This is a genomic window from Strawberry lethal yellows phytoplasma (CPA) str. NZSb11 (genome assembly GCF_000397185.1).
In the GTDB taxonomy this organism is placed as follows: Bacteria; Bacillota_I; Bacilli_A; order Acholeplasmatales; family Acholeplasmataceae; genus Phytoplasma; species Phytoplasma australiense.
The window spans coordinates 485,785-512,620 of record NC_021236.1 but is presented as its reverse complement, the minus strand read 5'-3'; the positions used below and the strand labels follow the sequence as shown (position 1 = coordinate 512,620).

At 27.9% G+C, this 26,836-nt stretch carries 32 protein-coding genes and 4 pseudogenes; 11 read left to right on the top strand and 25 right to left on the bottom strand.

All coding sequences use genetic code 11. The features are described 5' to 3' along the window. Positions 1 to 77 precede the first annotated feature (77 nt). From SLY_RS02490 to SLY_RS02385, 24 genes and pseudogenes are all read right to left on the bottom strand, one after another. Positions 78 to 2,192, bottom strand: coding sequence for an AAA family ATPase (locus tag SLY_RS02490; RefSeq protein ID WP_015638030.1), 2,115 nt, complete (start codon positions 2,190 to 2,192; stop codon positions 78 to 80). Positions 2,193 to 2,574: 382 nt separating this feature from the next. Further along, positions 2,575 to 2,799, bottom strand: a complete 225-nt coding sequence (locus tag SLY_RS02485; protein WP_041784275.1) for a hypothetical protein — start codon at positions 2,797 to 2,799, stop codon at positions 2,575 to 2,577. Further along, entirely contained in the window at positions 2,792 to 3,232 is a 441-nt protein-coding gene (locus SLY_RS02480; RefSeq protein ID WP_041784273.1) for a hypothetical protein, read from the bottom strand. Before SLY_RS02480 ends, SLY_RS02485 begins: the two co-directional genes overlap by 8 nt. Before the next feature lie 22 nt (positions 3,233 to 3,254). Next, positions 3,255 to 3,464, bottom strand: coding sequence for a hypothetical protein (locus SLY_RS02475; RefSeq protein ID WP_200858680.1), 210 nt, complete (start codon positions 3,462 to 3,464; stop codon positions 3,255 to 3,257). 1 nt (position 3,465) lies between these two features. Further along, positions 3,466 to 3,624, bottom strand: a complete 159-nt coding sequence (locus SLY_RS05460) for a hypothetical protein (protein WP_015637729.1) — start codon at positions 3,622 to 3,624, stop codon at positions 3,466 to 3,468. Between the two features lies 1 nt (position 3,625). Further along, entirely contained in the window at positions 3,626 to 4,255 is a 630-nt protein-coding gene (locus tag SLY_RS02470; protein ID WP_015637728.1) for an N-6 DNA methylase, read from the bottom strand. 241 nt (positions 4,256 to 4,496) lie between these two features. Continuing rightward, positions 4,497 to 4,790, bottom strand: a complete 294-nt coding sequence (locus tag SLY_RS02465; RefSeq protein ID WP_015637727.1) for an HU family DNA-binding protein — start codon at positions 4,788 to 4,790, stop codon at positions 4,497 to 4,499. 18 nt (positions 4,791 to 4,808) lie between these two features. After that, positions 4,809 to 5,354 carry a DUF2963 domain-containing protein gene (locus SLY_RS02460; RefSeq protein ID WP_015637726.1) on the bottom strand — a complete coding sequence of 182 codons (546 nt, stop codon included), beginning with the start codon at positions 5,352 to 5,354 and terminating at the stop codon, positions 4,809 to 4,811. 5 nt (positions 5,355 to 5,359) lie between these two features. Beyond that, positions 5,360 to 5,836, bottom strand: a complete 477-nt coding sequence (locus SLY_RS02455; RefSeq protein ID WP_041784270.1) for a Panacea domain-containing protein — start codon at positions 5,834 to 5,836, stop codon at positions 5,360 to 5,362. A 26-nt stretch (positions 5,837 to 5,862) separates the two neighbouring features. Continuing rightward, positions 5,863 to 6,408, bottom strand: coding sequence for a Panacea domain-containing protein (locus tag SLY_RS02450; RefSeq protein ID WP_015637724.1), 546 nt, complete (start codon positions 6,406 to 6,408; stop codon positions 5,863 to 5,865). A gap of 64 nt (positions 6,409 to 6,472) precedes the next feature. Next, positions 6,473 to 7,285, bottom strand: a complete 813-nt coding sequence (locus SLY_RS02445; protein WP_015637723.1) for a DNA adenine methylase — start codon at positions 7,283 to 7,285, stop codon at positions 6,473 to 6,475. Continuing rightward, positions 7,260 to 7,469, bottom strand: a complete 210-nt coding sequence (locus SLY_RS02440; RefSeq protein WP_235043249.1) for a hypothetical protein — start codon at positions 7,467 to 7,469, stop codon at positions 7,260 to 7,262. The genes SLY_RS02445 and SLY_RS02440 overlap by 26 nt, the downstream gene beginning before the upstream one ends. Next, positions 7,466 to 8,083, bottom strand: coding sequence for a DUF2963 domain-containing protein (locus SLY_RS02435; RefSeq protein WP_015637722.1), 618 nt, complete (start codon positions 8,081 to 8,083; stop codon positions 7,466 to 7,468). Before SLY_RS02435 ends, SLY_RS02440 begins: the two co-directional genes overlap by 4 nt. A 19-nt stretch (positions 8,084 to 8,102) precedes the next feature. Continuing rightward, entirely contained in the window at positions 8,103 to 8,759 is a 657-nt protein-coding gene (tmk, locus tag SLY_RS02430; protein WP_015637721.1) for a dTMP kinase, read from the bottom strand. After that, positions 8,749 to 9,381 carry a hypothetical protein gene (locus SLY_RS02425; RefSeq protein ID WP_015637720.1) on the bottom strand — a complete coding sequence of 211 codons (633 nt, stop codon included), beginning with the start codon at positions 9,379 to 9,381 and terminating at the stop codon, positions 8,749 to 8,751. Before SLY_RS02425 ends, tmk begins: the two co-directional genes overlap by 11 nt. A 14-nt stretch (positions 9,382 to 9,395) precedes the next feature. Beyond that, a complete protein-coding gene (dnaB, locus tag SLY_RS02420) occupies positions 9,396 to 10,685 on the bottom strand; it encodes a replicative DNA helicase (protein ID WP_015637719.1) in 1,290 nt (429 codons plus the stop codon). Positions 10,686 to 10,760: 75 nt separating this feature from the next. Beyond that, a complete protein-coding gene (locus SLY_RS04985) occupies positions 10,761 to 11,144 on the bottom strand; it encodes a DUF2963 domain-containing protein (protein ID WP_015637718.1) in 384 nt (127 codons plus the stop codon). Position 11,145: 1 nt separating this feature from the next. Further along, positions 11,146 to 11,253, bottom strand: a pseudogene (locus SLY_RS05255) (sigma-70 family RNA polymerase sigma factor); the annotation flags it as partial. Further along, positions 11,252 to 11,578 (bottom strand): Panacea domain-containing protein, encoded by a 327-nt coding sequence (locus SLY_RS05890; RefSeq protein ID WP_015637717.1) that lies wholly within the window; start codon positions 11,576 to 11,578, stop codon positions 11,252 to 11,254. The gene SLY_RS05890 and the pseudogene SLY_RS05255, both read right to left, overlap by 2 nt. After that, positions 11,571 to 11,966 (bottom strand): hypothetical protein, encoded by a 396-nt coding sequence (locus tag SLY_RS02405; RefSeq protein ID WP_015637716.1) that lies wholly within the window; start codon positions 11,964 to 11,966, stop codon positions 11,571 to 11,573. The genes SLY_RS05890 and SLY_RS02405 overlap by 8 nt, the downstream gene beginning before the upstream one ends. Next, positions 11,959 to 13,215, bottom strand: coding sequence for a DNA cytosine methyltransferase (locus SLY_RS02400; RefSeq protein WP_015637715.1), 1,257 nt, complete (start codon positions 13,213 to 13,215; stop codon positions 11,959 to 11,961). Before SLY_RS02400 ends, SLY_RS02405 begins: the two co-directional genes overlap by 8 nt. Before the next feature lies 1 nt (position 13,216). Then, positions 13,217 to 13,387, bottom strand: a complete 171-nt coding sequence (locus SLY_RS05410) for a Panacea domain-containing protein (RefSeq protein WP_015637714.1) — start codon at positions 13,385 to 13,387, stop codon at positions 13,217 to 13,219. Between the two features lie 30 nt (positions 13,388 to 13,417). Beyond that, the gene (locus tag SLY_RS02390; protein WP_015637713.1) at positions 13,418 to 13,885 is read right to left on the bottom strand and encodes a Panacea domain-containing protein; all 468 of its coding nucleotides are present in this window, start codon (positions 13,883 to 13,885) and stop codon (positions 13,418 to 13,420) included. A gap of 121 nt (positions 13,886 to 14,006) precedes the next feature. Continuing rightward, complete coding sequence (locus SLY_RS02385; protein WP_015637712.1) at positions 14,007 to 14,750, bottom strand: sigma-70 family RNA polymerase sigma factor; 744 nt, start codon at positions 14,748 to 14,750, stop codon at positions 14,007 to 14,009. Between the two features lie 139 nt (positions 14,751 to 14,889). Here SLY_RS02385 and SLY_RS05885 point away from each other — a divergent pair. The 5 genes and pseudogenes from SLY_RS05885 to SLY_RS02360 all read left to right on the top strand — a co-directional run. Beyond that, positions 14,890 to 15,182: pseudogene (locus SLY_RS05885) on the top strand (sigma-70 family RNA polymerase sigma factor); the annotation flags it as partial. 1 nt (position 15,183) lies between these two features. Then, a complete protein-coding gene (locus SLY_RS05810) occupies positions 15,184 to 15,411 on the top strand; it encodes a DUF2963 domain-containing protein (protein WP_041784329.1) in 228 nt (75 codons plus the stop codon). Between the two features lie 211 nt (positions 15,412 to 15,622). Next, complete coding sequence (locus tag SLY_RS02370; RefSeq protein ID WP_015638028.1) at positions 15,623 to 16,090, top strand: Panacea domain-containing protein; 468 nt, start codon at positions 15,623 to 15,625, stop codon at positions 16,088 to 16,090. 418 nt (positions 16,091 to 16,508) lie between these two features. Next, positions 16,509 to 16,932: pseudogene (locus SLY_RS02365) on the top strand (DnaB-like helicase N-terminal domain-containing protein); the annotation flags it as partial. Between the two features lie 94 nt (positions 16,933 to 17,026). Beyond that, positions 17,027 to 17,641: a DUF2963 domain-containing protein gene (locus SLY_RS02360; protein ID WP_051085522.1), complete on the top strand. Its 615-nt coding sequence runs from the start codon at positions 17,027 to 17,029 to the stop codon at positions 17,639 to 17,641. Here the strand turns inward: SLY_RS02360 and SLY_RS02355 are convergent. Then, positions 17,562 to 18,713: pseudogene (locus SLY_RS02355) on the bottom strand (replicative DNA helicase); the annotation flags it as partial. The gene SLY_RS02360 and the pseudogene SLY_RS02355 sit on opposite strands and share 80 nt — an antisense overlap. Before the next feature lie 106 nt (positions 18,714 to 18,819). Between SLY_RS02355 and SLY_RS02350 the strand changes: the two are divergent. The 6 genes from SLY_RS02350 to SLY_RS02320 all read left to right on the top strand — a co-directional run bounded on the left by SLY_RS02350 (position 18,820) and on the right by SLY_RS02320 (position 26,026). After that, on the top strand, positions 18,820 to 19,881 hold the full coding sequence (locus tag SLY_RS02350) for an AAA family ATPase (protein WP_320409180.1): 1,062 nt from the start codon (positions 18,820 to 18,822) through the stop codon (positions 19,879 to 19,881). A gap of 2 nt (positions 19,882 to 19,883) precedes the next feature. Next, the gene (locus tag SLY_RS02345; RefSeq protein WP_015638024.1) at positions 19,884 to 21,506 is read left to right on the top strand and encodes a coiled-coil domain-containing protein; all 1,623 of its coding nucleotides are present in this window, start codon (positions 19,884 to 19,886) and stop codon (positions 21,504 to 21,506) included. Between the two features lie 92 nt (positions 21,507 to 21,598). Further along, a complete protein-coding gene (locus SLY_RS02340) occupies positions 21,599 to 22,432 on the top strand; it encodes a hypothetical protein (RefSeq protein ID WP_015638023.1) in 834 nt (277 codons plus the stop codon). 62 nt (positions 22,433 to 22,494) lie between these two features. Then, positions 22,495 to 23,040, top strand: a complete 546-nt coding sequence (locus SLY_RS04980) for a DUF2963 domain-containing protein (RefSeq protein WP_015638022.1) — start codon at positions 22,495 to 22,497, stop codon at positions 23,038 to 23,040. A gap of 27 nt (positions 23,041 to 23,067) precedes the next feature. Further along, on the top strand, positions 23,068 to 24,318 hold the full coding sequence (locus SLY_RS04810) for a DUF2963 domain-containing protein (protein ID WP_015638021.1): 1,251 nt from the start codon (positions 23,068 to 23,070) through the stop codon (positions 24,316 to 24,318). A 220-nt stretch (positions 24,319 to 24,538) separates the two neighbouring features. Then, positions 24,539 to 26,026, top strand: coding sequence for a hypothetical protein (locus SLY_RS02320; RefSeq protein ID WP_015638020.1), 1,488 nt, complete (start codon positions 24,539 to 24,541; stop codon positions 26,024 to 26,026). Positions 26,027 to 26,836 lie beyond the last annotated feature (810 nt).

Below are 26,836 nucleotides of genomic sequence, written 5' to 3'. Positions count from 1 at the left end.
TCTTTTTCTTCCTTTTCTTTTCCCAATTGTTGTAAGTTATTTTGTAAGATACTGATGTTAATTGGGATATTTTCTAATTAGTCCTTAGTATTAAATTTCTTAGTGTAAAGCGTGATATATCTTTGTTTTGGGTTGAAGTGAAGGTAGTAATTTTTCTTTTCATTTTTGGGATATCTGGAATATTTAGGGTTTATTATATGACATTCCACTTCATCCATGAAAAAGTCTTTATCTTCTTCAATTAACCATTTTGGGCCTTCGTAGTTGATATACATGTAGTGGTCTATAGAGTTTTTAAGCAACTTATTTTGAAATTGTGAATCATCACGGTTAATTCCTGTATTGAAAGTATCAAAATAATCGTTAGTTGAATATTTTGTTTTCCATTTGTCAAAAGGATTTTTCACAAACTGCATTATATCAGTTGGCTCGTATTCACGGTGCTGTCCTCTACCAAGGCCGTTGAGGCCGTAGAAAGTGTATTTATCTTTAATCATTCTTGCATCTTTTGGAGGTTTAAGATATTTCAAAAAACCTTGTTTCCATGGTGCATATTGTTCTTCACATTCTTTTCTGCGGGCTTTAATTTCTGTAATTGATTTGTTGATTCCTTGTTTAGTGTCAATTACTTCATCTAAATCAGAAGGCAACATTACTTCATGTTTTGGATTTAGGGTTTTGAATTTATTAGTTTTATTATAGGCATCATTAATGATGGTTGTTAAATCACGGTTAGAGTAATTTTTGCCTTTACATCTGTTTGCAATTTCTTTTAAATGAAGGTAAGTGTGATAACTGATTTGATAAGGATCTATCAAGAATTTTAACAAACCTTCAATTTCTTCATCTTTAATTAAATCAATTTTAATTTCTTTGCTAAAACGACTTCTGAGTGCTTTATCAATTTGGTCTAGGTGATTAGTAGCGCCCATTAAGACAATTTTTTTGTCAGAACGGTTAAAACCATCTAATTTAGTTAAAATATTATTAACAATATTAATACTTGTTTTATTAGAATTTTTGTCTTCACGGTTAGCCATGCCACTAATTTCGTCAATAAAGATAATAGTTTTATCATGTCTTTCAGCTTCCATCCAAATCTTTTCCCATTCTTCTACTCCTTCGCCGACATAGGTTTTATCTAGTTTTGAAGGTTCAAATTCAATAAAATGGGCGTTGCATTCGTTACTCAATGCTTTCATGAAAAAAGTTTTTCCTGTACCAGGAGGGCCGTATAATAAATATCCTTTGGGTCTTATTTTGTCAAAATTTACTAAATTATTATTGGATTCTTTAAAATAAAAAATTAAATCCTCTAATTCTTCTTTTTCGCTTTCCATACCATAAACGTCTTTAAAAGTAATTTGTTTTTTGGCGATTTTTTCAATATTTGGGTTTTTGATTGCTTCAATTTCATTTTGAAGTTGTTTAATTTGTTTGTCAAATTGGATTAATTGACCGTCTAAAAATAAATCATAACTTTTGAGGTTTTGAACTTCTTGGGGGTTGTCTTGATGTTTAATTATTAGTTCTTTGATGTTTTCTTTGTTGGCGTTATTATAATTTATTGCTTGTTGTAAGTCAGATATTTTTTGATAAATAGTTTTGAATTGAGTAGTTTGATTGGTTTCTGATTGGATGCTTTCAATTAGTTTCTTATTGTTTACTTGTGATTTTGTATTTTCCACTCTTTTTTTGGTTAATGGTTGGGTAGCTTCATTGATTTGTTCGCGTTGTTTTGATAAATCAGCTATTTGTTGGTTTAAGTTTTTTATTTCAGTTTCTAATTGGGATTTTGTTTCATCGGTTAAATTAGTTTCTTTATTGTTTAATTCTTTGTTTTTTTGGTCGTATTCTTGGTTGAGGTTGTTAATTTGAAGATTTAAAGTTTTGATTGTTTCTAAATTAGAGTTGATTTGTTGTGATAATTGGTTATCTTCTTCAATAAGTTTTTTGTTATTATTTATGTTTTGTTGATTGATTATTTCTAAATCTTTTAAACGTTTTTGAAGTTTATTAAGTTCTTCTTTTGCTTCTGAATCAAGTTGGTTATTGGGTGGTTGTGTTATTGTTGGATTTATTAATGGTTTGATATTGTTTTCTTTTTTAGTTATTCCAACAATAAATAAAATCAACAAAATAAAACCGAATAATGCTAAGAAACTAAGATATATTTTGTTTTTGAGTTTCATTTTTTCTCCTTTCTAGAAAAATTATTTTTTATTAAAGTAGTTTAAAAATTGTGAATATAATAAGTAAACTTTTGTTTTTTTGAGCGAAAAAAGGGCAAAATTTTGAGTCTATTTTTTTGGAGTTTTAATGTTTTTATAATTTTTTATTTAATTGTTGTTATCCTAAGAATCAATAATGAAAACCATTCATTTGAAAAAATATAATCAATTATTTTATCCACAAAATGAGAGATAAAAAATGACAAAAAAATGAATGAAAATATAGAAGAAGTATGCAAACTCAAATAACAAATAAGAATACAAAATGATAAAGATTTAAAAACAAAAGATAATATTTTTGCCATATTGTTGAATCCTTTCTAATTTATTGTCTAAATTTAATTTAATTGTTGTCACTTTCTAAATTATTTTTATTTTTTGATTCGTTATTTGGGTTTGAAATAATTGAAAACGAACTTTTAGTTTTGTTGTCTTTTTTTGGTTCATTTGTTTTATCAATTTCTGGTAATGGAAGAAAATTAAAAAAGATTTTTTTAATGATAAACATTAAAGCAGTTGTAAATAGAGCGCCAACGATAAATCCGATGGCGAAATTTAGGTCATTCATTTTCTTCCTCCTTTTCATTAATTGGATTGATATTTTGCGATTTTAATTGTTTTTTTGTTGCTTTTTTCTCTTGCCAATGAGAAACTTTTACTTTTTGCATTTCTATTTGGGATTGGAGTTTTTCTTGGTTTTCATTGATTTTATCTAATTTTTTTAATAATTGTTTTTCTAAGTATTTTTGTTTGGCATTTTGGATTTCTAATTTTTGTAGTTTTTTGTTGGGGAAAAAGATACCCGAAATTAAATCTTTGACGAAAATACAAATATTTGCAATTAATTTAAAAATAGGTTTGAAACCAGAAACAATAAGAATAGTGAAAAGTGTTGTTTGAATTCCATCCATTCTTCGTTCAAGTATTTCGGTAGTGCTAAATCCTTTGGTATAATTTAATATAAAATTGCTAATTGTTGCAAATATTGAAAATAACCACATAATCACCCTCCTTTCTTAATTTTTATAATTTTTCTATTTCTTCTTCTAGTTCTTTCATAACTTTTCTTCGTTTTTTAGATAATTTCTTTTTGTTTTTAAAAGTCTTCTTGGGGTGGTCTAAATTAAGCCATTTTCCTTTGGTCTGATTATATTTATTGGTTTTTTTCTTGGTTTGGGAATTGCGGGATTTGAAATAAGTTCCGTTAAATGCTTCTGACATGCCGTCGCTCATATTATTCATTCTCCTTATTATTTTTTTTATCAAGTTTTTCTATTGATTCATCTAGTTTTTTATGTGTTTCATTGAATTGTTGTTGGGTGTGTTTTTTAGCATCATCAACATTATCTTTGTGTTGTTTAATGTTTTTTCTTAATTGTTCTGAATTAGACATTTTAAATCATTGCTCCTCTACAAAAATAATGCGGTTTTAAATTATTAACATTAAAAATTAAAATTTCTGAATGAAAAACAACGTTTTCAAAAACGTCTTTGGGAAGACTAATAATAGAAGAGATTTCGGGATATTCTTGATTTACAAATTTTTGTAATCGTTTGCTATTTAGTGATTGATTAAGTCTAAAACCATAAGGTGTGAATAAAACAATTGGAATATCTTTGCCAAAAATTTCAATTATTTTTTTTAACCACAACTCAGGCAATAATGGACGACCACCATATTTTTCCTTAACATAACTTTTAGTTTTAAAATCTAAATTAAAAGGTGGGTTTGTTATTACCAAAGATATTTTTTGTTTCTTTAAATATTTTTGACTTAATTCTAAAAAATTTTTATGAATTAAATTAGGAAAAGAAGTTTTTTCTATATCAACCCCCAAAACATCAAAACCTTTTTCTTTCCAAGGCAATAATAAAGATCCTTCGCCAACGCAGGGGTCAAAAATCAAACCACGTTTGATTTGAGTTGATAAAATATCATATAGAAATTGCGATACCCAACTAGGAGTATAAATAGTAGATTTTTTTTCATTTTTGAAAAAATTATTTCTATCAACTCGATACATTTTTTATTATTCCTTTTCTATTCATTTTTTTATACTTTTTCTTCATTATAGACTTGATTAATTTTTTCTTTTAAATGTTCGCTATTCAAATTGATATGATCTTTTAAATGTTTGCTTCGGGCTAAACCAATTTGACGAGTTAATAAATAAGTAGTGAATATTGAAAGAAAAATAATAATTACATAAAAAAATATTTGATGTTTTTTAATTTTTTTTATTTTTTAAACCAACTTTCTTTTTTTTAGTTTAATTTAACTGTTTTTTTGACTTTATTTTTAAGGCTTGATGATAGTTTAAAAGTCACAGCCGTTTTAGCAGGGATTTTTAGTTTTTTGCCTGTTTTGGGGTGTTTCCATAAACGAGCTTGTCGGGTTTTTAAAACAAATCTTCCAAGTTGGGGTGACAAAACTACCTCTTCGTTGGAAGTTATTGCTTCAATTAAGGTGTTTTCAAAGGAATTGTAAAATTCCTCAGTTTGGGTAACTGAATTTTTAGTTGCTTTTGCAAGTGTTTTAATTAATTCTTTTTTAGTCATTGTTTTTGCTCCTTTCTTTTATTTATATTTTTTATTGATTGTTCCATCGGAGTTGTAGTAAGTTTTTTTAAACAATTTACCATTAGGATGGTGTTTGTATATAAAAGCTATTCTTTTGCGATCGAAGGTAAAACCAGTTGTTTTAATTAATTTGTTTGTTTTGGGATGGTACTTAAATTCTGTAATATAGTCAATTGTTTCACCATCTTCTCGGTATTTAGTAAATTCAATTAATTTACTTATTTGGGGGTTGTATTTTCTGATGTAATCAATTGTTTCACCATCGCCATCATAAAAAATTTCTGTGGTTAATTTACCATCAGATGTTTTTCCGTCGGAGTTGTAATAGGTTTCTTTGGTTAATTCTTCTGTTTGGGGGTTGTATTCGTCGATGGAGTAAATTGTTTTTCCGTCGGATAAGTAATTTATTTCTTTGGTTTTGTTGCCTGTTTGAGGGTCGTATTCGGTAATAGAGTCAATTGTTTTGCCATCTGGGCTATATTCAACAACAGATTTCTTTATCGGTTTGCCGTCAAAGTAATAAAAAGTTTTTTGATGATTCATATTATTTATGCTCCTATATGTTTATTGTTTTTAGAAAAATATTCTAAAATGTCTTTGTTTTTAATAATCTTTTTAGACCAACCAGAATCATAATCTTTGTAATAACTTTTTATCCATGGGTGCTCCATGTGAGTTTGAGAAGATAAATCATTAGGTGATGCATCGCCGTATAACAAAATCATAAAATCAAGGATTTGTTTTTGAGTTGCATTTATTTTAGTTATATCTCCCATTGCTAAAACTTCGGGATTTATTGGTTGATAAGTAAAATCTTTTAATTGCTTGCATAATTCAGGAAAGACAGGACCATAAATCCAGGCTTGTATTTGCTCTTTTAAAAGAGGTTTTTTGGTTTGTACTAGATGTTTGGCATGAGCGTAATAAATCATTTTATTCAGTTTCATTTTAGTAGTTGAAGAAGGGTTGTTTTTGACGATATAAAGGGCAACGTCAAAAACGTTAATTTGTTTTGTTTGGTTCATTTTATTTATTTTCCTTTTTGATTTTTTTACCACCAGTCTTTACCGAAAATACCAAATTTTTTATTAAAATTTTGTTTTAATTCATCTTGGTGGATTGTTTCTAAAAGTTTATGATTTGAAAAAAAGTTTTTTAAATCTTCATCTGAAATTGTGCTGTTGTTGTTTTTGTAACGATAATAATGGTATGTTTCGTCCTGTGGGGATTGTTGGTGAGAAATATTAGCTAATTCCTTCCCAGTTTTATCTTTGCATAACAACAAAACTTCATCAATGTTTTTCTTTCTTTTTTCGTCGGTTATTATTTTTTGACTTCTCCCATCACATAATGGTTTTACAATCGATTTTTCAAAATAATCTTTTAAAACAACATATAATTCTCCAAAAATAGGTCCATATTTCCAGGCTTTTGGATGCTCTAAAATTAATCTTTTTTTGTATTCAATTAAATATTTTACATAAGAAAAATAAATTAATTTGTGTAGCTTCATGTGAGTTAAATTTTGGTTGTTGTTTTTAAATTTTATAATAATATAATTTGCAACATCAAAAACATTAATAGATTCTTTTTTCATAATTATTTTTCTCCTTTAATTAAAATATTTATTTGTTGATTAAAATTTTGATTATTTGTTCTTTTTAATAATTTTTAATAATAACTTCTTGCGATATCCCTTTTGAAGTTAAATTGTGTTTTGTAGTGGTTTGAATGGGTTGAATGTGAAATTTTTTAAACAATTCAGTTATTTTTGACGAATTATAATTTGTATACAACCACTTTACCTTGCGATAATTTGCCATTTCTAAACTTTTATAAAGTCTTTTGTGATCTTCAAATGTGAAAGGTTTTTGATAAAAATATTTATCTTTAATCCCTTCACGCCAATACGGAGGATCAACAAATATAAAATCGTTGCTTTGGGCTTGGTTAATGACATTTTCAAAATCGCCATTTAACAATTTTATATTCTTAACATTGGTTTTTATTCTTTGGATTTCTGATAAAACAATTATAGGGTTTTTGAAACAAGATGAAAAACTGTATCCTAAATAAATAGTTCCATCGGATCGATATCGGAAAATACCCCGAAAAGCATATTTCAATAAAACGTAAAAAAGGGCACTTTTATAAGCACCCAAATTACTTTTATTAAATTTTTCTACCAAATGTTTAAATGATTTTTTTTGCGTCTTTTGATCTTTATTTACATATATTTTGTCTTTAAATTTACGCACATAATCGCAAAACAATTCTGGTTGTGCCAACATATCTTTCCAAAGTTGTATTAAATTGATATCATTATCGTTCAAAGTGACAGTTGAGGGAGTAAGAGATTGGAATAAAGCCCCGCTTCCTAAAAAAGGTTCATAATAATTGTTATAATTTGTTGGAATATATTTTAATAATTGGGGTAACATTTTCTTTTTACTGCCTATCCATGGTATTTTCATTATTAAACTCCTTTACCCAAATATAAATTAAAAAGACAACATCAGAAACAAGACTAATAGCAGTATTAGCCTTAATTCCTAAATTAAAATCAAAAAATAAGGTCATTAGATTTGTTATGATAAATCCTAAATATGTTATACTTAACAATATTAAAATGTGTTTGGGAGTTAAAATCATTTTCATTCTCCTTTATTTATTTGAATTATTTTTTTATTGATTGTTCCATCGGAGTTGTAGTAAGTTCTTTTAAACAATTTACCATTAGGATGGTGTTTGTATATAAAAGCTATTCTTTTGCGATCGAAGGAAAAACCAGTTGTTTTAATTAATTTGTTTGTTTTGGGATGGTACTTAAATTCTGTAATATAGTCAATTGTTTCACCATCTTCTCGGTATTTAGTAAATTTAATTAATTTACTTATTTGGGGGTTGTATTTTCTGATGTAATCAATTGTTTCACCATCGACGTTATAAAAAATTTCTGTGGTTAATTTACCATCAGAATTATAATTTGTTTGTTTAATTACTTCTTCTGTTTCAGGGTGATATTCAGTGATGTAATATATTGTTTCCCCATCTGAGTAGTATTCGTTCCATTTGGTTTTTTTACCATCTGGGCTATATTCAACAACAGATTTCTTTGTTTTGCCGTCAAGGTAATAAAAAGTTTCTTTGATTGGTTCCTCTGTTATGGGATCATACTCGGTAATGTAATCTATTGTTTTTCCGTCGGAATAGTATTGGATTTGTTTGGTTATTTTACCATCTGGGCTATATAAAGTTTTTTGATAATTCATAATTATTTTTCTCCTTTAATTAAAATATTTGTTTGTTGATTAAAATTTTCATTATTTGGGCTAAATTTTCTTTTTGCGAGTTGGTTGCGTTAATCATAAAATGATTACAATTTTTGTGGTTGCAATTTGCATCATTACAGTATTTATAGTATTTATGTTGGTTTAAATAATGTTTGCGGACATTTTCAAAATAATTTAAGGGTTTTTGTTCAATGAGGTCTAATTTATGATTTGGTTGAGTTTGTTTTCGTTTTAGCCCAATTTTAGGGTCAATATCTAGGTAAAAAGTTAATTTAGGTTTAATTAAGAAATGATTAATGATTTTTGAAGTAATTTTATCATCATAATCCATGTAATTGCCTTTGCTTTGATAAGCAAAAGTAGAATCATACCAACGGTCAACTATAACAAGATAACCACCCAACAAAGCAGGGATTATTAATTCATCTTGGGTTTGCATCATATTGGCAAGACTAAGTAAATATTTAGTTTTAGGGCTTATTTTGGATTGATGTAAAAATAAATTTCTGATTTCTTTTCCAACAATGGAACTGCCTAAACCTTGAAAAACTTTGATTTGATAGCCTTTATTTTCAAAAGAAGCTTTTAATTCGTTAATTAAAGTAGTTTTACCACTTCCGTCAACACCTTCAAAACTAATTAATTTATTTGTCATTAGAGCGAACCATCTTTTTAATTAAATTAATAGGTGAAAAAGGGATAAATTGGTTGGTTAGTAAGTTTTGTAAGAAGAGATTAGCTGAATTGGAAAATAAATTGATTACTTTGTTAATTGATTGTACTTTACCATTTTTAATTTTATTATTTAATCTTTGAGTTTCGACTTCATCATTTGTTAATAAGTAATATTCAAAACGAGTGTCTAGTTTTTTGATTTGTTCCCCTTCTACTATTGATTGTTTGTATCTATCTCTAAGGCAAGTTTTGAAATTGAAGGCAATGATGCGTTTTGTTTTATTAAACAATACTAAATCAAATTTAATATCAGGGATGAAAAATAAATATGATTGAGGATATAAATATTTAATTCCTTTGTGATTTAGATAAAGCAAAATTAAGTATTCGTTAATTTTTCCGCGAATTGATTTTTGACTTTGAGAGTTGTGTTGGTTGTTGGTTAAATATTCATTGAGTATATTATGGCAATCAAACATATACTGATTAAAAGCTTTGTTGAAAAAAATTGGTTGAACTATTTGTTTGGTTATGTTAACGCACAAAGATTTATGATTAAAAACGTTAATATTATTAAAATCTAAATTAGATAATTGTTGCATTTTTTACTCCTATTTTATTCTTTTTGTTCAAATCTTTGGATTTGTTTATAAAAATTAAAACTACATTCACCTAATTGACCGCTACGGTTTTTGGCAATAATTAAATTTGTATGTGGGTTGTTATCATCTTTTTGGTAATAACTTTCGCGGTGCAATAACATCACAACATCAGCGTCTTGTTCTATCGATCCTGAGTTACTTAAATCGGATAAAACAGGCCTTTTGTCTACTCTTTTTTCAAGATCCCTTGATAATTGAGATAAAGCTACAATTGGAATATTAAGTTCACTTGCTAGGTTTTTTAATTTGCGTGAAATTTCAGATATTTCTTGATATATATTAACATTTTGTTCTTTTCTTAATAAATGGAGGTAATCAATAAAAACAATATCAAGTCCTTTAGCATATTTCATTTGACGGCATTTGGTTTCAATGTCTTTCATTTTGTTATTTCTATCATCATCAATTAAAATGTTTAATTGTGTAATTTTGTCATCAGCGATAAATAACTGTAATTTTTCATTTTTAGTTAAGTTTTTGTGTTGGAGTTGTTTTAAAGGGATTTGAGAAGCAGAAGAAAGTAGCCTAATTCCTAATTCTTCCGCTGCCATTTCTAAACTAAAAATAACTGCTTTTTGGTTTTTGTTGTTGCTAGTAAAGTTTTTTGCAATATTACAAGCCAAATTAAGCATAAAAGCAGTTTTTCCCATCGCAGTTCTTGCTCCTAAGATAATTAATTGGTTTGGCTTGAAACCAGAAATTAATTCATCTAGATTTTTAAAGCCTGTTTTTATTCCTATAAATTGGTTGGGGTTGTCATCATTGAGAATACTTTGGCGAATATCAGGAATTAATGTTTTTGTAGAAATAAAAGGAGATTTGGTTTTTTGCATAAAACTTTCTACTTGGTCTTTGACTGCTTGAAAAAAATTGTGAATATTTTTACTTTTTGATAATGCGGTTTGTTGTTGTTTGATGAATCCTAAAAAATCTCTTTTAAGGGAATTTTCTTTGATTAAATCAATGTAAGTTTCTAAATATTCAATTGCAGGGGACGCCTCCACTCCTCCTAATTCAATTAAATAATCAGTTCCTCCTATTTTGTATAAATTGTTATCTAAAACGGAACTAACCGTAACATAATCAATTTCGCGATTTTGCATTTTTAATTGCTTCATTGTCTCAAAGATATAACGATGCTTGGGGTTGGAAAAATCATTTGTGTTAACTAAATTTATAACAACATCCATTTTTTCTGGATTTAATAATAGTGCTCCTAATAATGCGCGTTCGGCTTCAATCATCTTTCAAACTCCTTTTTTTTGTGATTTGGGTATAAAAAATACCCCTTCAAAAAAGGGGTTTAGTTTATATCTTAATTAAAAAGTTTTTTCTTCTTTAATTGTTCCATCGGAGTTGTAATAGGTTTTTTTGGTTTCATTCCCTGTTTGAGGGTCGTATTCGGTGATGGAGTAAATTGTTTTTTCGTCGTCGTTGTAAATAGTTCGTTTGGTTTCTTTGCCTGTTTGAGGGTTGTATTTTCTGATGTAATCAATTGTTTCCCTGTCGGGGTTGTACCAGGTTTCTTTGATTGGTTCTTCTGTTTCAGGATCATATTCAGTAATAAAGTCAATTGTTTTGCCATTTTTATTAAACCAAGTTGTTTTAATAAAATTCAATGTATCGGGATCATGTTCGTGAATGGCGTAAATTGTTTTACCATCAATATTGTAGTAAGTAGTTGTATTTTTTTTACAATTCATATTATTTATTTCCTTTTTTATATATTTTTTTTAATTTAGCAATTGCTTTGGTTTTGATAATTTCTACTTGCCTTGAAGATAAATTTAACATTTGTCCTATATTTTTGTTATATTAGATGCTTTTTAGATAAATAACACTGTTTTAATGTTGAATCTAAAATAGAGTTTTGTGAAACATCTTTCTTTTTATAACTTATTTTATAAGGACCATTTTCTTTATGAATAAAATCATATATTTGTCTTAATGGTTTAGAACCATGTTTTTTTAAAATGCTATTCATTATTTGGATATGTTCTTTGGTAAATTTATTTTCATCGTATTTTTGAGAAAATGTTATTGTTTTATCAAATTTGGTGGGATATTTAATTTGTTCTAAATATAAAGGCAATGAAATAGGACCTTCTTCCCAAGCCTCAAAATCATTTTCAAACATAGGAATGTTGTATTAATTCAGTTTCTTTAGGATAAAAAACTTTAGCTGGGTTAAAGTGACTTTTCTTACCGAAAACAGAACTAGGAACTACCAAAATTACTTTTGTTTCATTTAAAAATTTATCAAAAATATTATTTTCTTTAAAACCTTGATACTGTAAAATTTGACCAACTCCTCTTATGTATTCTGTTATGCCCACTTGTCCTTTGCATTCTAAAATAGCTATAATTTTATTTTTATGATTATAAAAGCAAAAATCAGCTTTTATGTTATTAATAAATTTTTCTTCTTTTTGAATTATAAAATCATCGATATTTAATAAACGAGCAAAATTTTTTTTAAAATTATCATCTTTTAGAATTAAATCCGTTAATTTGTTTTCATTCACTTTTTACCTCTTTTAAAAATTTTTTTATTTTTTTAGCAATAGCATTAGATAGTAAAATAGGTACTGCGTTACCTATTTGTTCACACCTATTTGAATGGCTCCCATAAAATTTATAATTTAATGGAAATCCACTTAAAGCAGCGGCTTCTCTTATTGTGATGCTTCTATTCAACCAAGGATGGATAGGTAAAGCACTATGTCCTGGAACCAAAGTGCCGCATGGTTTGTGTCTAGATAATCTAGTAGCACTTCCACGAGAATAAAAACTACTAATTTTAAGTTCATTTGGTAATTGGTCAATAATATGAGAAATATTTTTTCCCTCAGGGATAAAACCAAATCTTTTAATAGTTTTGGGATTGTGTGACATCGGTATATTATCTAAATCATCTAAATTATTATAATCAATGGTTTTGAAAACATCTTCTACAGTAGTATAAGGGAGTAAATTATCACAAAAACTCATTCCATTAATATTCCCTAATGGATTATCTTTTTGAAAATGAGTGATTTTAGGAAAGGTAAAAATTTTTTTTATTTCTTTTTTAACTGCTACTATAATAGCTCTATTTCTAGCAGTAGCTGCACCATACCAAGCTGAATTTAATACTTGATGGTAAACTTTATAACCCATTTTATCGTATTTATTTTTAATATCATCAAATACAGAAATTAAAACTTGTTGTTTTTCTAATTTTTTTAATAAATCGTTTTTTAGGTTTTTTAATTCCAAAAGACGTTTATTTTCTAATTCATGAGATAAATTCTTTTTTCTTTTGCTACCTTTTTTGGCTTGAAGTTGAGCGTATTCTTGCCAAATATCATCAATTTCTTTTTCAAATTGAGGAATCAATTCCTTTTTTAAGATTTTAGTAGTTAAAAAAGTAGGAACATTTTCAATAATAGAAATTGTAGGTTTTAAATGGTTAACAAATTCTAATTGTTTTAAATATAAATAATTTCTTTTATCGGTGGGTTTTCTTTGACCTGCTAAACTAAATCCTTTGCAAACAATACCACCAAATAAAACATCAACATTTATAATTGAGATTTTATTAATTGAGATATCATTAATATCTCTTGGGTCTATATAACATTTTTTTTCTAATAAAGGAAAATTTAATTTCAAAGTTTGAATACAATTGGGTTCAAATTCATTAATATAAACGCTTACGAAACCATTATTAATAAACCCTAAATGAGAACCGCCAGCACCAGCAAAAGTTTCAGCAATAGTATTTTTATTCATATTATATTCTCGCTTTTAATTCATTAATTAAAAAATCTAAACCTTTAAGTAAATATTTACAATATGTCAAAAATACTAATTTTTGGATTTTCATACGAGTAAAATCATCTTTGTTTTGGTGTTTTACTAAATAAGTTGCAACATCTAGAATATCTATTTTATGAGTTTGCATAGTTATTTGCTCCTTTATTGTGTTATAAAATTATACTTTTCTATTTCTTTGAGAATAATAATTTTGAATAAGTTTATCAGGAATATTATTTAAAGCAAAATATTGCGATATATAACTTCTTTCCCAAGGAGAATTTGGTCTATGTGTTATATTTACTAATTCGGTAGCTGTTTTAGGACCATATTTTTCTATAACATAATCCATAATTTCTTTTTCTTGTTGGGAAAAAATGTTTTGATCGTAATTTTCTTTAATTTTTTGTTGATAATTTAATGGTTTTTGGTCTTTTGGTAAATTAGTATATAATTTAGGTGAAACTGGACCATAATGCCAAGATTCAAAATCATTATTAAACATAGATTGGTTAGTATCTATTAAATTTTTAGCATATACAAAAAAAACTAATTTTTGAAGTTTTAAAGGTGTATAATCATTTTTATTTTGGTGGTTTATTAAGTAAGTAGCTACATCTAGAATATCTATTTTATGAGTTTGCATAGTTATTTGCTCCTTTATTGTGTTATAAAATTATACTTTTCTATTTCTTTGAGAATAATAATTTTTAATAAGTTTATCAGGGATATTATAGTAAGTAGTTTTATTTTTTTGATAATTCATATTATTTATTTCTTTCTTTATATATTTTTTGTAATTTAGTAATTGCTTGGTTTTTGATAATCGCTACTTGCCTTGAAGATAAATTTAATATTTGTCCTATATTTTTGTTGGAATATTCAATTTGAGGTTCTTCATTAACATTTCCCAAAGTAATACCAAAACTTAATCTAATAATTTCGAATTCTTGGGGATTTAAAATATTTTTAAGGTTTTTTAAGAATAATTCATGATTATATTGTTTTAACCATAGTTGATGGGGGTTGAGGATTGTGCTCCACCTGGGTTGCGTTGCTTCTTCCCATTCTTCTAAAGGAATATTACTTGTTTGTCTTGTTTGTTTTTCTTTCTCAAAAACTCCTTTGGAAATGGAAGTAGTTTGTAGGCCTCTAATAAGTTTTGTAATTTCCCTTTTAATTGTTGGGGTAGCATAGGCAATAAAATCATAACCTAAATCTTCATAATTATCTAAAGCTTTAATTAAACCCAAAATTCCTTCTTGGTATAAATCCTCTCTTTGGAGTGATTTAGGGAAGTATTTAAAATCTTTAACTATTTTATGAACTAGTGCAAAATGAATTTCGATCAATTGATCGCGAATTGCTAAATAATTTTTCTCTTCTTCCAATCTTTCTTTTGTTGCAACGTGCGCGGCTTTTTCTTCTTTTAATTGGGCTTTTGGTTTATTGATTTCATGTAGTAATTCTTTATTTTTTAAAAAATCTTTAAATAATTTTTGTCTTAACATTTTATTCCTTCCTAAAAATATTTTTAGAAAAGATATGAAATTATTTTTTTAGTCTTGAAAAGAAAAAAAGACTAACTATTAAGTTAATCTTAAAGAATTTTTAAAAAGTAAAAAGTTGTCCAAAGTTTTGGAACACCTCAAAGCAACGCAACCCAGGTGGAGCACAATCCTCAACCCCCATCAACTATGGTTAAAACAAGCTAATCATGAATTATTCTTAAAAAAACTTAAAAATATTTTAAATCTCCAAGAATTTGACATTATTAGATTAAGTTTTGGGATTTCTTTGGGAAATGTTAATGAAGAGCCCCAAATTGAGTATTCCAACAAAAATATAGGACAAATGTTAAATTTATCTTCAAGGCAAGTAGAAATTATCAAAAACAAAGCAATTGCTAAATTAAAAAAATATATAAAAAAGGAAATAAATAATATGAATTATCAAAAAAATACAACTACTTACTACAATATTGATGGTAAAACAATTTACGCCATTCACGAACATGATCCCGATACATGGAATTTTATTAAAACAACTTGGTTTAATAAAAATGGCAAAACAATAGATTATATTACTGAGTATGATCCTGAAACAGAAGAACCAATCAAAGAAACCTATTACAACTCCGACGGAACAATTAAAGAAGAAAAAACTTTTTAATTAATATATAAACTAAACCCCTTTTTTTTGAAAGGGTATTTTTTATACCGAATTAGTAAATATAACACATAGACCAAATTCTCCTTGGGAAAGAAGTTATATATCGCAATATTTTGCTTTAAATAATATTCCTGATAAACTTATTCAAAATTATTATTCTCAAAGAAATAGAAAAGTATAATTTTATAACACAATAAAGGAGCAAATAACTATGCAACCTAATAAAATAGATATTCTAGATGTTGCAACTTATTTAGTAAAACACCAAAACAAAGATGATTTTACTCGTATGAAAATCCAAAAATTAGTATTTTTGACATATTGTAAATATTTACTTAAATACAACATTCCTATGTTTGAAAATGATTTTGAGGCTTGGGAAGAAGGTCCTATTTCATTGTCTTTATATTTAGAACAAATTAAATATCCCACCAAATTTGATAAAACAATAACATTTTCTCAAAAATACGATGAAAATAAATTTACCAAAGAACATATCCAAATAATGAATAGCATTTTAAAAAAACATGGTTCTAAACCATTAAGACAAATATATGATTTTATTCATAAAGAAAATGGTCCTTATCAAATAAGTTATAAAAAGAAAGATGTTTCACAAAACTCTATTTTAGATTCAATATTAAAACAATGTTATTTATCTAAAAAACATCTAATATAACAAAAATAATAAAAGAAATGTCAACTCAAAAAGTTATATTTCAATTTTGTGAAACAAAAAAAACATTATTTTATATTTATCTAAAACAAGAAATTTAACTTGTAATTACCAACAAATTTTAAATGATTTAGAACAAAAATTATTTTTGTAATTTTATAGGAATTGGTAATCCTAAAGAATGGATTTTAAAATAATATTTTAACTATTCTTTATTCTTTTTTATCTCTCAAACCATTAAATTAACAAGTAAAAATTAACTAAAATATTCTTTCTTGCAACCCTTAGACTCTTCTAATCGAGAGTCTTTTTTTATGCAAAAAATCTAAAATCAAAAGGGATTTAAAAATACAAAAACAAAGCAAATATAATAACATAAATGAATAAATAACCCAAATCACAAAAAAAAGGAGTTTGAAAGATGATTGAAGCCGAACGCGCATTATTAGGAGCACTATTATTAAAACCAGAAAAAATGGATGCTGTTATAAATTTAGTCAACACAAACAATTTTTCCAACCCCAAGCATCGTTGTATCTTTGAGACAATGAAGCAATTAAAAATGCAAAATCGCGAAATTGATTATGTTACTGTTGGTTCTGTTTTAGAAACTAACAATTTATACAAAATAGGAGGAACTGATTATTTAATTGAATTAGTGGAGGCGTCCCCTGCAAGTGAATATTTAGAGACATATATTGATTTAATTAAAGAAAATGCCCTTAAAAGAGATTTGTTAGGATTAATTAAGCAATTACCAACCGCATTATCAAAAAGTAAAAATATTCACAATTATTTGCAAGCAGTCAAAAACCAAGTAGAAGTTTTTATGCAAAAAACCTATAAAACGAATGTTGCTTGGTCAAAACTGGTTATTAAAAATAAAAATATTTTACAATATTTTTCTAAAAACAATAAACATATAGGAGCATAAATAATATGAATTATCAAAAAACTTTTTATCGCAAAGGAATTAAAACAGCTATAAAATTTGTTGCTGAATATAGCCCAGATGGTAAATTAACCAAAGAAACTTACTACAATAGTGATGGAAAAACAATTTTTCACATCAACGAATACGACCCTCAAACACATAAAAGAATTAAAGAAACTCATTATTACGGCGACGGCAAAACAAAGAGGTTTGTTATTGAATATTACTCTGATGGCAAATTAAATAAATCAACTTGGTTCCGTGAAGATGGCAAAATCATTAACTGTATTATTTGTTGGAACCCTATAACTGCAGAAATAATCAAAACAATTAATTATCATCTTGATGGCAAAATTGGAGAAGAAATAATGATAATGGATGATAAAAAACACACCATAAATTGCTATCAAGATAATTTCAAAACGTTAATTTATACTACTGAATATAACCCCCAAACAGGCAACAAAACCAAACAAACCCAATACAACCCAGATGGAACTTTTTTTAATGAAATCTATTACAACCCCAATGGGAGTATACGCGGTGCAATAACATCACAACATCAGCGTCTTGTTCGATTGTTCCTGAATCTCTTAAATCTGTTAATTGTGGGCTTTTGACTTCTCTTACATAAGTTGCACGATTCATTTGACTTAAAGCCACAATTGGAATATTAAGTTCACTTGCTAGTTTTTTTAATTCGCGCGAAATCACAGATATTGCTTGGTATGTATTAAAAATTTGGTCTTCTTTTAATAAATGGAGGTAATCAATAAAGACAATATCAAGTCCTTTAGTATATTTCATTTGACGGCATTTGGTTTTGATATCTTCAATTTTGTTATTTCTATCATCATCAATTAAAATGTTTAATTGTGTGATTTCGTCATCAGCGATAAGTAACTGCAATTTGTCATTTTTAGTTAAGTTTTTGTGTTGGAGTTGTTTTAAAGGGATTTGAGAAGTAGAAGAAAGCAGCCTAATTCCTAATTCTTCCGCTGCCATTTCTAAACTAAAAATAACTGCTTTTTGGTTTTCGGGGTTGGTAGTAAAGTTTTTTGCAATATTACAAGCCAAATTTAACATAAAAGCAGTTTTTCCCATCCCAGTTCTTGCACCTAAGATAATTAATTGGTTTGGTTTGAAACCAGAAATTAATTCATCTAGATTTTTAAAGCCTGTTTTTATTCCTACAAGTTGGTTGTCTTTGTCATCATTAACAATACTTTGGCGAATATAAGGAATTAATGTTTTTGTAGAAATAAAAGGAGATTTAGTTTTTTGCATAAAACTTTCTACTTGGTTTTTGACTGTTTGCAGATAATTATGGATATTTTTGGTTTTAGATAATTCAGTAGGTAATTGTTTAATTAATCCTAACAAATCTTTTTTAAGGCTATTTTCTTTAATTAAATCAATATATGTCTCTAAATATTCACTTGCAGGGGACCCCTCCACTAATTCAATTAAATAATCAATTCCTCCTATTTTGTATAAATTGTTATCTAAAACGGAACCCACCGTAACATAATCAATTTCGCGATTTTGCATTTTTAGTTGTTTCATTGTCTCAAAGATATAACGATGCTTGGGGTTGGAAAAATTGTTTGTGTTAACTAAATTTATAACAGCATCCATTTTTTCTGGATTTAACAATAGTGCTCCCAATAATGCGCGTTCGGCTTCAATCATTTTTTCTCCTTTTCCTCAGTTTGGATACAAAAAAAAATCCAAACTGTTTATTTTTAATTAATAAACAATTTGGATAAATTTGTTGTTCTCAAGCAGTACCACTTTTTTGGGGCAGTCTAGATTTCATCATCAAACTTTAAGCACTACTGAGGAAAAAATAAACCAACACGAAGGGTTACTTAAACAACAAGAAGAACTACCAAAAGATAAAAAACAAACTTTATTAGACAATAATAATCTTCCTACTAACACAAACCTCCAAAAAGAAGGAGTTATTTTTGAACCTTCCGACCCACAAAAATTTATCGGTTTTGACAAATTAATTGGGTTTAAAGAAGAATTAAAAGCAGCCCAAGGGTTTATTAATTATTCAAAAAAACCTGAAAACTACCAAGGCATCGGACAAGTTGAACCACCCTTAGGAATTTTAATATATGGAGTTCCTGGTACAGGTAAAACAACTTTAGCACGAGCACTTGCCAAAGAAACTAATTTACCGTTTTTTGAAGTTAATAGTTCCTTGTTTTCCCAAAAATATAAAGGATTAGCACCGAAAATGGTAAAAGATTTATTCACTGATGCAAGAATTGTTGCCGAAGAATGTAATGGGGCGATCATCTTTTTAGATGAATGTGAAACTATTTTTACTGATTTAAGTATGTTAGAAGCAGGTTCAGAAATCGCCAATGTAGTAAATGCTTTTAAAACTGAAATGACTTCTATGAATAATAACCCTGATAAACCAATTTTCATCATTGGGGCAACAAATCAATATCATTTAATTGATGAAGCGATTAAATCACGTTTTACATACAACATCGAAGTAAAACCAGGAAATAAAGTCGAACGTCAACAAATGCTAGAATTCTTAATGAAGAAAAGAAAAAATCCTTATAGTGAAGAAGCAAAACAGTATTTATTTGAAGTAATTAACGAAGCTTTGGAAAGATTACCACAAAATCAACAATTCTTAAAAGCTAATCGTACCTTAGAAAACTTGTTAAAAACAACTGTTAGTAATTTAGCCGAAAACCGTGGTGAAGGTGAAAACAAAAGAAGTGAAATTAACAAAGAAGATTTAAAACAAGCTTATCAATTGATTATTTCACCAGATACCACTTTATTAGACCAAATTGAAAACAATTTAACCCCGAAAGGAGGTGAATAAATATGATATCAACATTAGACGTTCTGAAAGGTTTTATTAACTTAAAATCTTATTTAACATGGTTTTTGTTTGCTACTACTGTTTTTGGCCTTTTTTGTTTCATCAAAAACAAATTTTCTCACAATCAACAAACTACAACCCTAAAAAGTTATTTAATTCCTTTTTTAATTATTCTTACCCTATTCAGTTTTCTTTACTTATCTTTCTTTCATAAATCTGATAAATCTGAACCATCATCTAAATACACAGGTCAATTAATCGGAAAAATTGATGAAGCAATTAAAAAATACGATGAAACGATTAATAATTATCATGGTTTAAAAAAAGATTGGGAAAAAGAATTACAAAATTGTGAAGCAGAATTAAAAGAACTTTACGAACAAAAAGAATTAACCCAAGAAGCCAAAGATAAAATTAAAGATGTTTTAGAAAAAACCAAACCCAAAATTAAAGAAATAAAAGAAAATTTAGATAAAGATACCAAAAACATCACTATCTTAAAAGGCAAACTAATCCAAACAAAACAACAAAAAGAAGCCAAAGAAAAAGAAATGAAACAAAAACAAGAAGAAGAAAAATTAGCTTCTCCTGATGATAAAATTAGATTACGAGCTGAAATTGAAAAACTGCAAGATGAAGTAATAGAATTAGTTGGAAAAATCGACAAAATTGAAGTTCAAATTGGTAAATTAGAAGCAACCCAAAGAAAATACCAAGATATGTTATCTCGTGCTGAAATGTTAAAAAAAGATTTAGAAAAAAGATTTCAAACTTTATCTGATGATGAAAAATCACTATTTAACCAAATCCAATCTGTACAAGAACGTCATACAAAAATCCAAAAAGAAATTGATAAAGTCGATAAAAAACTTGAAGAAATCAAACTCGAAAAAGAATTATATAAATCCTTAAAATTAAAATATGAAGAAATGTATAACCGCATGACAACTTATCAAGAAGAAAATAAAGCATCAGCAGGAAAAATTGCCAAATGGCTCTTCAAAGGTTTTGATAAAGTTACTGACTTAATCCCTGGAAAACTGGCTATCAAAGCTTTAGATAAAACAATAAGTGTTACACGTAAGTTCGCGCAAGGTATGTCAAAAGCTACTTTAGTTCTTCACGAAGGCCACCGTTTATGGGGCATGTATAATGAAGTAGCTAATGAAAACAAAGAACATCCACCAATGATTACCAAAGAAGCTTTAGAAATGTATACTCGAGACATCGACCGTGATTTAGCCAAACTCGACGCTGACTACAAAGATTGCGAAAAAGAATTACGTGATTATCAACTCCGTCAAGAGGAAGATAATTTAAAAAAACAAACCGAAAAGTCTGAAGAATTAAATAAAGATATAAAACACCATTTTAATTCTTGGATCAATGAATACTCGACCACCATCGAAGAATTAACCCAAAAACACAAAGAAGTTTCTGGAACTAAAAATTTATTTGAACAACGAGATAAAGTAGAATACAAAGTAGAATACAAAAGAAAAGACATCAATGTTTTAAAAGAACAACTAGACCAAGAAAATCCAAGTTATGATCGCGCTCGACAACTCCTAAAAGCTAGACGAGTTGGCAAAATCCCTGAAATGGTTATGAATCCAAATAATTAGTTATTTTAGCTAATTATTTTATTAATAAAATTGTATAATGGTGATAAGTGATATATTTGTTTATCACTATTATCAAGAAAGGTAAATAAATTATGAAGCAACCAAACTTTTTCCAAAAACATTTAGTAACTATTATTATCATTTTACTTTTCGGAATAGCAATTATCATAGGCATTAAACAAGGATTTAATGATTATCAAAACGAAAAAAATTCTTTATCTCCTTTAGGACAAACTCCAGAAAAAGATTCCTTAGAACCCGAAAACCCGTCAAACCCCTCAAGAATGAAACGTTCCACGGAAACTTCCCAACCAAAAATTAAAACAACTTCTATTCGTTTAGAACAAATTAAAACTTATCTCTTCGTCGAACCTACTGACACTTCTAAATTACCATCAGATCTATCAGCAAGAGAACAAGAAGAAATTAAAGAACTAAAAAATAGTTGGCAATTATCATTTAATTTATTAAAAAAACAAAAAACATGGGTAGATGAAGAACAAAAAGTCTGTGATGAACACCAATTTCAATTAAATTCTCTTCAACCTCAAATAGAAGCTTTAAAGCCACAAAAACAAAAACTAGAACAACAAAAAGAAGCCAAAGAAAAAGAAATGAAACAAAAACAAGAAGAAGAAAAATTAGCTTCTCCTGATGATAAAATTAGATTACGAGCTGAAATTGAAAAACTGCAAGATGAAGTAATAGAATTAGTTGGAAAAATCGACAAAATTGAAGTTCAAATTGGTAAATTAAAAGCACCCCAAAGAAAATACCAAAATATGTTATCGCGTGCTGAAATGTTTAAAAAAGATTTAGAAAAAAGATATCAAATAAAAGAAACAGAATATAAAAATGAAATCTTAAAATCCCTTGACTCCCTCTATGAAATCACACCAACTAAATTCAATTTAGCCTCTAAGTGACATTCAAAAACCCTGGGAAAAAGAATTAAAAAAACAATTAGAGAAGAAAGTAGGCAAAAAAAATGACAAAAAATAATCCTTCTAAATTAAGCCGAGTTTTTGTTGTTTGGGCTTTATCAATATCTGCTGCAGTTATTTTTATTTTATTCCTTGTTTTTTTATCTTTAAAACAGGAAAAAGAATCAAAACCAAAAGAAGATATAGATAAAATAACATCTAACGACGAAAATGAAACAACTAAAAAAGAACCTAAATATCGCCCAGATGGAACACTTGAATCCACCACCGAATACAACCCCCAAACAGGCAACAAAACCAAAGAAACTGTCTACAGATACACTGATGACAAAACAATTTACTCTATCATCGAATACGACCCCCAAACAGCCAACAAAACCAAAGAAATAAATTACTTATCCGACGGAAAAACAATTTACTTCATCATCGAATACAACCCCCAAACAGGCAACGAATTAAAAAAAACCAATTACAACTCCGACGGAAAAACAATTGATTACACCATCGAATACAACCCCCAAACACCCAACAAAACCAAAAAAACCTATTACAACCTAGATGGAACAATTAAAGAAGAAATTAATTATTAATTATGAATAAAAAGGAGAGTAAATAATATGAATTATCAAAAAACTTTTTATTATGACGACGGAAAAACAATTGATTACACCAACGAATACAACCCTCAAACAGGTAAAATAACCAAACAAACTTTATACAGAACTGATGGCAAAACAAAGAAATCTGTTGTTGAATATAGCCCAGATGGTAAAATAACCAAAAAAACCTATTACAACTCCGACGGAAAAACAATTTACTCCATCACCGAATACGACCCCCAAACAGAAGAAGAAATCAAACACACCAAATACGACGACGACGGAAAAACACTTGAATCCATCACTGAATACGACCCTCAAACAGGTAAATTAAATAAAGAAACTTTATACAGAACTGATGGCAAAACAATAGATTACACCATCGAATACGACCCCCAAACAGGTAAAATAACCAAACAAACTTTATACAGAACTGATGGCAAAACAATAGATTACACCATCGAATACGACCCTCAAACAGGCAACGAATTAAAAAAAACCAATTACAACTCCGACGGAGAAACAATTTTTTACATCACTAAATATGAATACGACCCCCAAACAGGTAAAATAACCAAACAAACTTTATACAGAACTGATGGAACACTTGAATCCATCACCGAATACGACCCTCAAACAGGTAAAATAACCAAACAAACTTTATACAGAACTGATGGCAAAACAATAGATTACACCATCGAATACGACCCCCAAACAGAAGAATTAATCAAACACACCAAATACGACGACGACGGAAAAACACTTGAATCCATCATTGAATACGACCCCCAAACAGGTAAAATAACCAAACAAACTTTATACAGAACTGATGGAAAAACAATAGATTACACCATCGAATGCGACCCTCAAACAGGTAAAATAACCAAACAAACTTTATACAGAACTGATGGCAAAACAATAGATTACACCATCGAATGCGACCCTCAAACAGGTAAAATAACCAAACAAACTTTATACAGAACTGATGGCAAAACAATTTACTCCATCACCGAATACGACCCTCAAACATCCAACAAAACCAAAGAAATAAATTACTTATCCGACGGCAAAACAATTTGGTACATCACCGAATACGACCCCCAAACAGGTAAAATAACCAAAAAAACCTATTACAACTCCGACGGAAAAACAATTTACTCTATCATCGAATACGACCCTCAAACAGGCAACAAAACCAAAAGAACCTATTACAACCCAGATGGATCAATTAAAAAAGTTGAAGAAAATTTCGGTCCCGCGGAATGTTAATTTATTTAATCTATTAATATAAAATACCTTCAAAAAACCTTGTAAATACGTAATTTTAATTTTTACAATTTTGGCATAAACTAAAACTGATCATTTTTAAACCTAATTTATAACCCCCCCTCAACTAGAGGGGGGGTTTTATACCCAAATCACAAAAAAGTAGGTTATTAAATAATGTTTAAAATAACTAAAATCCCCTTTATCTAAAAAATTAATAATTATGTTATTAATTATTATCTTCAATTTTGTCCCTTCCATCAATTCTCATTCTTCTTTTTTTCATAGTCAAAACAAAACCAAAATTAAATTAGCAGATTACGAAACCCTCCAACAAGAATGGTTAGCGACCCAACCCAAAATGAAAAGATATGACATTCCTGTTTTATCCAAAGAAAGTATCCCTGAAATCCTAAAATATTTCAATATTAAAACTTCTACTTATGGTTTGGTTAAAAAGCCTACTTATAATCCTTATGCCAAAAATTTCATCATCTGGGAACTCAAAAATCCTCCTGCAGGATTAATCTGTGCTTTTTTCAAAGCCAGGCAAAACCCTTTTAAGGAGCAATATCCTCGAGATGACGATAAATACACCTTAGATGACCTTTTAAAATACGAAATCGCTATTGAGGAAGCTTTTGTCTTTTGGGACGTTAACAAACAACCGACTCAAACAAATGTCAATATAACTTTCGTCAATCAAGATATCTTTGCAAGCGACAATAAAGAAAAAGCGATAAACGAATACTTAATCAAAAACAAAATCATCCAAGAACCCAAACTAATTAAATTAGGTTGTTATAATATTACCCCTACCACAGGTTTAATCGCTCCTTTACCTGCAGGAGGATTTAATGGTATTGAGATTGCTGCTATTTACTTTGATGATGGGATTCGTCTACTCCCTGAAAACCAAAAAACTAGCTTTTTAAAAAGTGGAATAGAATGGCGAGAAGAAATGATAAAACGATATCAAACCGAAAATGAAATAATAAAAGAGTTATTGCCAAAACAAATTGAATCTTTACAAGAAGAAATTAAAGAACTTTACCAAGAAATCATCAACCACCAAACTTACACCATTGAAGATTTATTGAAACTCTCCGATGGCACCAAAAACATCTATCTTTTTTCTTTCAATACTAAAAAAAGAATCAAAGAAATTAAATTACCCGATGCTATTGATCCTTACCAAGTTATTCGCGACTGGAAACGAGAAAACAACCTTTACACTTTTCCTCCTTTAGTTCAAGAAGATGACTATGAAGAACAAAGCGAAAATCGTGATGCTTATATAGAAATTACTTCTCCTGCTTATAAAAAAATTTCTATTCTTTTCCCGATTAAAATAGTCAAACATACTTTTGAAACTACTGATTGTTGTTATTATTTAGTTTGTAAAAATGATACACTCCAAATCGAACTCGCCAAACAATATCGCGATGCTTATGTACTTTGGATGAAGCGATGTTACATTAAACCTGGAATTTCTTATTCAGATCAAGAAATAAGAAATAAATTTGGTCGTTCATCAAGAGACATTTATAATGAAGAAGGGAAAAAATGTAGATATCGTTATGATATAAATACTTTCATAGATGATTGGTATGTTGATGGGATCTTCTGTTTTGGCTCAAACAATACTTTTTATAATTTTTATGACACCACTCCACCACCTAAAAAACCTCAAGAATTAAATATTAATTGATATTAAGACCTTCTAATGAAGGTCTTTTTTTTTTTTTTGCTCATCTTTGGTAAAATCTAAAAAAGAGTTTTATGTTATAATAAAGAAGAAGTCAAACAAGAAATTAAAATAATAATTTCAAATAACTAATTTTAGAATAAAAAGATACCCCCCAAAATCAAACATGCCTCTTTAACGCATTATTTTGCCCTTCTCGCTGTGATTAAATTACAATTAGGGTAATAACTCTAATTGTAATTTATACCCCCTTAAATCCAATTTAGCCTTTAAGTGAACTCTCAAAAAACCTTTATATGGAAAAACCACCCCAAAATTGGAAATTCCGCATTATTGCGTAAAAAAATAATTTTTCTTATATTTTAGTATTGACAAGTATAATATTTTAATAGTATAATATATATGTAATATATAAAATAAAAAACCTAACCACTAATACTAATATTGGTTAGGTGATAAAAGTATTTATTTAAATATTAATTAAATAATTAAAATTATAAGCCCTTCATAACGTAGGGCAATTTGTGTAGGTTTTTTTATAGAACTTAAAAAAATAACTTTTTAAAAAAGAATAATTACCCCTTAAAACTCAAAATTTTGTCCTTATATGACACTTTTAGTGGGTGGGGAATGATAAATATCAAATCATAAATATAAAATCATTTAAGAGGTAATATTTTGATTATTTATTTTTTTATAATTAATAAATTTCTTTAAATCAATTATTTTGTGATTATTGTGTAAAAAAATAATTTTTCTTATATTTTAGTATTGACAAGTATAATATTTTTTCTTCAAAAAACCACCAAAAAA

Coding starts and splice junctions, on each gene's coding strand:
- SLY_RS02425 (WP_015637720.1), bottom strand. CDS start 9,381: ATGCAACAATTATCTAATTTAGATTTTAATAATATTAACGTTTTTAAT.
- SLY_RS02460 (WP_015637726.1), bottom strand. CDS start 5,354: ATGAATCATCAAAAAACTTTTTATTACTTTGACGGCAAACCGATAAAG.
- SLY_RS05890 (WP_015637717.1), bottom strand. CDS start 11,578: ATGTTTGAAAATGATTTTGAGGCTTGGGAAGAAGGTCCTATTTCATTG.
- SLY_RS04810 (WP_015638021.1), top strand. CDS start 23,068: ATGAATTATCAAAAAACTTTTTATTATGACGACGGAAAAACAATTGAT.
- SLY_RS02320 (WP_015638020.1), top strand. CDS start 24,539: ATGTTATTAATTATTATCTTCAATTTTGTCCCTTCCATCAATTCTCAT.
- SLY_RS02470 (WP_015637728.1), bottom strand. CDS start 4,255: ATGTATCGAGTTGATAGAAATAATTTTTTCAAAAATGAAAAAAAATCT.
- SLY_RS02475 (WP_200858680.1), bottom strand. CDS start 3,464: ATGAGCGACGGCATGTCAGAAGCATTTAACGGAACTTATTTCAAATCC.
- SLY_RS05410 (WP_015637714.1), bottom strand. CDS start 13,387: ATGCAAACTCATAAAATAGATATTCTAGATGTTGCAACTTATTTAGTA.
- SLY_RS02390 (WP_015637713.1), bottom strand. CDS start 13,885: ATGCAAACTCATAAAATAGATATTCTAGATGTAGCTACTTACTTAATA.
- SLY_RS02340 (WP_015638023.1), top strand. CDS start 21,599: ATGAAGCAACCAAACTTTTTCCAAAAACATTTAGTAACTATTATTATC.
- SLY_RS02465 (WP_015637727.1), bottom strand. CDS start 4,790: ATGACTAAAAAAGAATTAATTAAAACACTTGCAAAAGCAACTAAAAAT.
- SLY_RS05810 (WP_041784329.1), top strand. CDS start 15,184: ATGAATTATCAAAAAAATACAACTACTTACTACAATATTGATGGTAAA.
- SLY_RS04980 (WP_015638022.1), top strand. CDS start 22,495: ATGACAAAAAATAATCCTTCTAAATTAAGCCGAGTTTTTGTTGTTTGG.
- SLY_RS02345 (WP_015638024.1), top strand. CDS start 19,884: ATGATATCAACATTAGACGTTCTGAAAGGTTTTATTAACTTAAAATCT.
- SLY_RS02455 (WP_041784270.1), bottom strand. CDS start 5,836: ATGAACCAAACAAAACAAATTAACGTTTTTGACGTTGCCCTTTATATC.
- SLY_RS02445 (WP_015637723.1), bottom strand. CDS start 7,285: ATGAAAATACCATGGATAGGCAGTAAAAAGAAAATGTTACCCCAATTA.
- SLY_RS05460 (WP_015637729.1), bottom strand. CDS start 3,624: ATGTCTAATTCAGAACAATTAAGAAAAAACATTAAACAACACAAAGAT.
- SLY_RS02370 (WP_015638028.1), top strand. CDS start 15,623: ATGCAACCTAATAAAATAGATATTCTAGATGTTGCAACTTATTTAGTA.
- dnaB (WP_015637719.1), bottom strand. CDS start 10,685: ATGATTGAAGCCGAACGCGCATTATTAGGAGCACTATTATTAAATCCA.
- tmk (WP_015637721.1), bottom strand. CDS start 8,759: ATGACAAATAAATTAATTAGTTTTGAAGGTGTTGACGGAAGTGGTAAA.
- SLY_RS02400 (WP_015637715.1), bottom strand. CDS start 13,215: ATGAATAAAAATACTATTGCTGAAACTTTTGCTGGTGCTGGCGGTTCT.
- SLY_RS02490 (WP_015638030.1), bottom strand. CDS start 2,192: ATGAAACTCAAAAACAAAATATATCTTAGTTTCTTAGCATTATTCGGT.
- SLY_RS02435 (WP_015637722.1), bottom strand. CDS start 8,083: ATGAATTATCAAAAAACTTTATATAGCCCAGATGGTAAAATAACCAAA.
- SLY_RS04985 (WP_015637718.1), bottom strand. CDS start 11,144: ATGAATTGTAAAAAAAATACAACTACTTACTACAATATTGATGGTAAA.
- SLY_RS02485 (WP_041784275.1), bottom strand. CDS start 2,799: ATGAATGACCTAAATTTCGCCATCGGATTTATCGTTGGCGCTCTATTT.
- SLY_RS02440 (WP_235043249.1), bottom strand. CDS start 7,469: ATGAAAATGATTTTAACTCCCAAACACATTTTAATATTGTTAAGTATA.
- SLY_RS02480 (WP_041784273.1), bottom strand. CDS start 3,232: ATGTGGTTATTTTCAATATTTGCAACAATTAGCAATTTTATATTAAAT.
- SLY_RS02360 (WP_051085522.1), top strand. CDS start 17,027: ATGAATTATCAAAAAACTTTTTATCGCAAAGGAATTAAAACAGCTATA.
- SLY_RS02385 (WP_015637712.1), bottom strand. CDS start 14,750: ATGTTAAGACAAAAATTATTTAAAGATTTTTTAAAAAATAAAGAATTA.
- SLY_RS02450 (WP_015637724.1), bottom strand. CDS start 6,408: ATGAAAAAAGAATCTATTAATGTTTTTGATGTTGCAAATTATATTATT.